This is a genomic window from Caulobacter sp. P1_B12_2 (genome assembly GCF_056406675.1).
This window is the reverse complement of sequence record NZ_JBFTZS010000491.1, coordinates 1-5,920: the sequence shown is the minus strand read 5'-3', so window position 1 is coordinate 5,920 and position 5,920 is coordinate 1. Positions and strand designations below refer to the sequence as shown.

5 protein-coding genes are annotated in these 5,920 nt (G+C 70.3%); all 5 read right to left on the bottom strand.

The window, feature by feature from the left end; all coding sequences use genetic code 11:
- Positions 1–200: 200 nt before the first annotated feature.
- Entirely contained in the window at positions 201–2,597 is a 2,397-nt protein-coding gene (locus AC1DZ6_RS22075) for a transferrin-binding protein-like solute binding protein (RefSeq protein ID WP_477099267.1), read from the bottom strand.
- 65 nt (positions 2,598–2,662) lie between these two features.
- The gene (locus AC1DZ6_RS22070; RefSeq protein WP_477099266.1) at positions 2,663–2,830 is read right to left on the bottom strand and encodes a hypothetical protein; all 168 of its coding nucleotides are present in this window, start codon (positions 2,828–2,830) and stop codon (positions 2,663–2,665) included.
- A gap of 22 nt (positions 2,831–2,852) precedes the next feature.
- Entirely contained in the window at positions 2,853–4,148 is a 1,296-nt protein-coding gene (locus tag AC1DZ6_RS22065) for a surface lipoprotein assembly modifier (RefSeq protein WP_477099265.1), read from the bottom strand.
- A 100-nt stretch (positions 4,149–4,248) separates the two neighbouring features.
- Entirely contained in the window at positions 4,249–5,187 is a 939-nt protein-coding gene (locus AC1DZ6_RS22060; RefSeq protein ID WP_477099264.1) for a DnaJ C-terminal domain-containing protein, read from the bottom strand.
- An 85-nt stretch (positions 5,188–5,272) separates the two neighbouring features.
- The coding region (locus AC1DZ6_RS22055; RefSeq protein WP_477099263.1) for a GTA baseplate fiber-binding domain-containing protein at positions 5,273–5,920 on the bottom strand (648 nt) is incomplete at its 5' end.

Sequence of the window (5,920 nt, the reverse complement as noted above, 5' to 3'; positions counted from 1 at the left end):
CCACTACCACCACTACCACCGCCGCCGCCGCCGCCCGACATGCCGCCCGAGCCGCCGCCGGTGCTGCACGCGCCCAGGGCCATCGCCATCGCGCCCACAAGGGCCGAGGTCGCAAGGAACGGGGACTTTCTCATCAAGGGCTCGCCTGTACTGCCGTCTAAAATGTCCGGCTCGCGCCGAAGGGGCGGGCTGGTCGCCCGCTACTGTTTCACCATCACCAGGCCGCCCTGGTAGGTGTCGCCCGTCGGTACGGTCGTCGCCTGGAAGGTGGCCGTGGCCTCCGCCGCGCCCGGACCGGCGAACAGGCCCTTCATCGGCCCCGCCAGGGTGTTGGCGGCGTTGGCGAAGCTGGCGGTGAACTCCGTGCCGGCGATCGCGCCGGTGAACGTGAAGTTGAGGTCCGGCGCGCCTGTCGGCGCCACCAGGCCGGTGGTCGCCCCCGACAGCGTCCCCGCGCCGAAATTGACGGCCATGGTGGCGTCGCCGTTGGTCACCGTGTGACGGATCGAGGGATCCGGAACGCCGGGGGTGAAGACCGCATGATCGTAGGCGGCGAACGCCCCGCCCTTGTACTGGGCCGTGCCGGTGGTCGGCATGTTGGTCGCGCGCTGGCCGAAGCCGACATAGGTCGACGCGTTCGAGAGGGCGTCCTGGTCGTACCAGCCGACCAGGCTGGCATAGTTCAGGTCGACGCCCGCCACGCGCTCGACGACGCGCAGGAAATTGCTACCCCCGTTGACGTGGTCGATGACCAGTTCGGTGTTCTTGCCGTTCGCGCTGGTTTCGTCATGTCCGCCGCCAAGGGTGACGTTGGCGACCTGATTTATGCCCCCGCGGGTGAACCTCAGGGCCAGCGTGTCGTCGCTCGGCGCGGGGCTCTTGCGGTTCCACTGCATGCTGATGTTGGTCAGCGGCGCGGACGCGAAGGCGTACAGGCTGGCGCCCGGGGTGTCGGTGAAGGTCTGCGAGGCGGGGAAGCCGAGCTGCGGCGGCTGCCCATTGCGGCCCGCGACGAACACCCCGGCCATGGCGGCGGTCGTGCCGTCCAGGGTGTTCAGGCTGTAGATCCCGCCCAGTTCCGAAGCCGAGGGCCCGAACAGGTCGCCCCTGACGCGCCCCGTAACGTTGTAGCCCGTGACGCCGATCGTCGCCACGGTCGACACACTCCCCGGGGTCGATTCAAAACTGCCCGTTGGTGTCAGTGAGGTGGTGAAGCCGAAGCCGGCGAGCTTCACACCCGACGAAACCGGGGCGCCGTTCATGTCGTAGAAGCTGAAGTCGCTGAACGCGCCGCGAACCTCGTTGCTGGCGAACAGCACGTCGAAGGTCGTCGCCGTGGCCGTTCGATATAGCTTGTTGGCGACGTTATCGCTGAAGACGCCGAACGCCTCGCCCTTGTAACGGCCCGAACCGGTGGTCGGGATCGTCGTCGTGCGCGATCCGATCGCCGTGTAGACGCGCTGCGCCACGCCGGCAGACAGGCTGGGATTGACGTATTCCAGGGCCTGGACATAGGCCGGACGGATCCAGGCGTCGTTGACCAGCAGACCCAGATTGTAGCTGTTGAGGGTGGTCGCGCCGCTGGTCCAGGTGCTGGCCTGGATGATCCGCGAGGTCGGCCCCATGATCGGATCGGTATTGGCGAGCGGGCGGCGATAGAAGGTGGTCGACAGGCCCGTATACTGAGCGGCGGTGAACTCCGCCGAGACCGACTGCGCCCCGGCGTTGGTGTAGATCCCGTAGCCCTCGTCGCCCGCGGCGAACGCGCCGGCCGTGTAGCGGAGGAACTCCGTTTGCCCGGGAACGGTCTCTTCGACATCGTTCCTGTTGTACGAAGCGGCGCCCGAGCCGGCGGAGGTCACCAGGCTGGCGAACGACGGCCGCAGGGTGATCGGTCCCGAACCCGTCAGGCCCGGATCGCTGGGATGGCCGGCCACGAAGCCGCCGTACAGCCTGTCGCCGCCCGTGTAGGAAATATCGAAGACCCCGCCGACCTCGAGGTCGCCCGAAGGGCCGTAGAGCTGGCCTCGGACGAAGCCCGTCTCGCCGGTCTGGCGCGTTGCGGTGATGGTCGTGGCGTTGAACTTGCCGTTCGACAGCGCGCCGTCGAAGCTGAAGTCGTAGCGGGTCGAGGGACCGCCCGGCAGGGCGCTGTCCGGCGTGACGACATTGCGGAAGGTCAGGTCCTCGACGCCGCCGCGCACCGTCGCGGCCGCGAAGTCGATGTCCAGCCCGGCCCGGGCGATGAATTCCTCGTTGTTGAGGTAGCCGATCGCCTCGCCCTGGAAGCGGGCGACGCCGGTGGCCGGCGTCGTGGAGACGGGGTCGCCCAGCAGGCTGTAGCCGCGCGTGAGATCGGGCGCCGTCCCCACGGTCCAGCGGGCCAGGGTCACCCAGTCGGTGAGGTCCGGCGTCGGGTTGTTCACCCCGAACGCCGGATTGCTGGTCTCCTCAAGCCCCATCAGCGTGAAGGTCCCGGCCGTCGACTTCCATTCGCGCGTGCTCACGCCGCGGTGGTAGGCGGGCGGCTGCGCGGCGTTCGACGGCGCCCAGCCCAGGGCCTCGGTTCCCACGCCCTGATAGGTGGCCTTCGCCAAGGTCTGGTCGATCGTGACGCCGCCGCTGGARACCCGGATSCGGATGTCCTCGTCGCCGTCGATGGTCAGGCCGCTGAAGGTGGTGGCCGTCGGCGCGTCCGGATCGGAGGCGTGGGCGGCGTGACGCCGCCGCCACCGCCGCCGCCGCCCGAGCCGCCGCTGCTGCAGGCGCCCAGGGTCATCGCCATCGCGCCCACCAGGGCCGAGGTCGAAAGCAACGGGGACTTTCTCATGATGGTTCGCCTGTGCTGCCGTTCAGAATGTACGAGTCGCGCCGAATTCAACGCGGAGTCGAGTGAAGCTATTAAGGTCGATGTTGCTGTCGTTGCGGCTCCGCTCGAGCCCGACATAGGGGCTGAAGCCGCGATATCGCCAGTCGCGCTTGATCAGCCGGACCGCCAGGGCCCATTGCAGATCGTGGCGCGCTTCGGGATTGAGCACGCTGGGGCCGTCGTAAACCCGGCGCTCCAGCGAGGGTTCGGCCCACACCGCCCAGCCGGCCGGCAGCGTCTGGTAGCCCCCCAGCGAGAGCCGTCCCAGCCAGAAGGATTCCGAGGCCGCCTTGGCGTCCCCGCGGCCCGCCGTCGCGGTGACGCGCCAGAAGCGGGTCGCGCTGACATAGCGCGTGCGCTCGGCGTTCAGCACGGTGATCCAGGCGTCGCGCGCCGAATTGACGTCGTAGTCGACATGCTGGCTCGACAGCGACAGCTGGTTCTGGGTGCGCTCCCATCCCCACTGCAGGTCCAGGTCGGCGCCCGTCGTCGTCGACAGGGGCTGGCCGCCGAACCACCGGCGCTCGGCCTGGCCGCGCAGCTCCACCTTGGTGGCCCCGACCCACACCTGGGGCCCGACCCTAATCCCCACCGCGCCGTCGTCGAAGACGACGCCTTCGTTGTCGGTGAAGCGCCCCCAGCCGCCGATCGCCAGGCGGGTCTTGCCGCTCAGCGGCACGCTGCGCTCGGCCGTCGCCTGGGTGCTGAGGCTTACGCCGGACGTGCGCCGGGCGTCGTCCGACAGCTCGAACGGCAGACCGAAGATCTGCATCTCGCGCGCGTCGGTGGCGGCGTTGACGTTGCTGTCGGGCGCGACCGCCAGGTTCAGCGTGTAGCGCCACCGCCGACGCTCGCCGAGCGCCTTCAGCTGGGCCTCGACCTTGGCGGCCGCCTCGGGCGGCAGGTTGGCGCCCATGGCCAGTCGGTAATTGTGTTCCGCCGAGCGGTCGTCGCCCAGCTCGAAGAAGGTGTCGGCCAGTTCCAGCCGCACGCGCAGCAGTCCGGCGTCGCCGTCCAGCAGGCGTTGATAGACGTCAACCGCCGCGTAGAACCGGCCCATGCGCCGCAGAAGGAAGGCGCGGATGAAGAGGACGTCGGGCTTGTGGGCGGTCTCGGGCGGCAGGGTGTCTAGGACGGCCAAGGCCCCACGCCAGTCCTGGCGCGCCATTCTGGACCCGACCTCGACGCCGATCGCCTCGAACGACGGACCGGACTCGACCGACGTGGCGGCGGCCTGCAGCGGCGGCGCGACGACCTCGACGGCCTCCGCCCGATACATAAGCCCCGCCTCGATCACGCTACTTCCCCCACGCCGCCAGGATAGCGGAAGGGGTCGGGTTTACAACCTTAAGCCCTAGCTTGGCGGGCGAAGACGCCGTCTAGCGGCGCTTCGGGGCGTACGGCCGCTTGTCGCGCCAGGCTTCGGCGAACTTCTCCAGCTCGGCGTCCGGCGCGTCCGGCAGGGTCACCACCAAGCGGGCGAACAGGTCGCCGCGATGGCCCTTGGCGTCGGCCAGGCCCCGGCCCTTCAGCCGCAGCTTGGCGCCGCTGTTGGAGCCCTTGGGGATCGACAGGGTGACCGGGCCGTCGGGCGTCGGGGCCTCGACCTTGCCGCCCAGCACCGCGTCGGGAACCGTGATCGGCAGGTCCATGACCAGGGCGCCGCCTTCGGGCCGGTAGACGGGGTGCGGCTTGATGGCCAGCTCGATCAGGGCGTCGCCCTGCCCGCCCCGGCCCGGGCTGCCCTGGCCCTTGAGGCGCAGGGTCTGGCCTTCCTGGGCGCCGGCCGGGATGGTCACGTCGATGGTGCGGCCGTCCGAGAAGGCCACGCGCTTCTTGCCGCCCTTGATCGCTTCTTCCAGGTCGATGTCGAGCCGGGCGCGCACGTCGGCGCCCTTGGGCGAGAAGCCGCCGCCGAAGCCGCCGCCCGCGCCGGCCCCCGCGCCGCGATTGCGGCCCAGGATGTCGCCGAACAGGTCGTTGAGGTCGATCTCCGGACCCTCGCCGCCGCCCATGCCGCCGGCCCGGCCGCGATTGAAGCCGCCGCCGCCAAACGGCGAGCCGCCACCGCCGAAGCCGCCGCGCATGGTCTCGCGGCCGTCCGCGTCGATTTCACCGGCGTCGAACTTCTTGCGTTTGTCGACATCGCCCAGGATGTCGAAGGCGGCGCTGACCTGCTTGAACTTCTCTTCCGACTTCTTGTCGCCCTTGTTGGCGTCGGGGTGATGCTGCTTGGCGAGCTTGTGGAACGCCTTGCGGATTTCCGCCGCGCTCGCGGTGCGGGAAACGCCAAGCTCCAGATAGGGGTCGCGCGCCAAGGAGGCTCCTCACGTCAGTTCGAAAAGGCGGAACGCCTCAATTAGGCCGTTCGGCGCGGCGCGCAAGCGTTATGTTGCATTAATATCACAGCAAGGTTCGCGTTGAAGCGCCCCAGCCGAACAGCGCCGAGCCCTGGGCGACCCTGACAGCCAAGGCCCCGGCGGGTCCAGCAGGGAAATCGGCGGCGCGCTGGGCGGCGGTGTAGGTGAAGGCCGGCGCGGTCGTTTCGGCCGTGCGGACGACGGTCTCGCCGTCCAGGATCTCGACCCGATAGACCTCGCGCTCCTCGCCCAGCGGGACCTCGGCGTCCCAGCCGTCGCCGGCCAGGCGGGTCCGGCGGATCCAGGTCACGACGGCGTCGCCGCCTTGCGTCCGCGCGCGCAGGTGGGCCGGCGTCCAGGGCCGGGCGGCCAGGCCGCGCCAGGTCTCGACGGCCTGGCTCATCGACGGTCCCGAGGCCGGGCCGCCGGCCGGGGCGGCGCGCCAGACCAGCGGCAGGCCGCGTTCGGCGAGGGCCAGGTCGGCGCGGACCAGGGCCTGGTCCAGCATCACCACCGCCGCGCCGGCTGGGTTCAGCGACCCCATGGCCGGATCGCTGCCGGCCTGGCCGCGCAGCAGGCCCGACAGGGTCCAGACGTCGCCCGAGACCGGCTCGGCGGTCAGGAACTGGAGGATTTCCCATTCGCCGCCCGCGCCACGCACGGCGAGGGCGTTGGCGCCGGCCAGGACGGC

Bases quoted from the DNA above. Each gene is read 5' to 3' on its own strand.
- AC1DZ6_RS22070 (WP_477099266.1), bottom strand. From the start codon at position 2,830: ATGAGAAAGTCCCCGTTGCTTTCGACCTCGGCCCTGGTGGGCGCGATG.
- AC1DZ6_RS22065 (WP_477099265.1), bottom strand. From the start codon at position 4,148: ATGTATCGGGCGGAGGCCGTCGAGGTCGTCGCGCCGCCGCTGCAGGCC.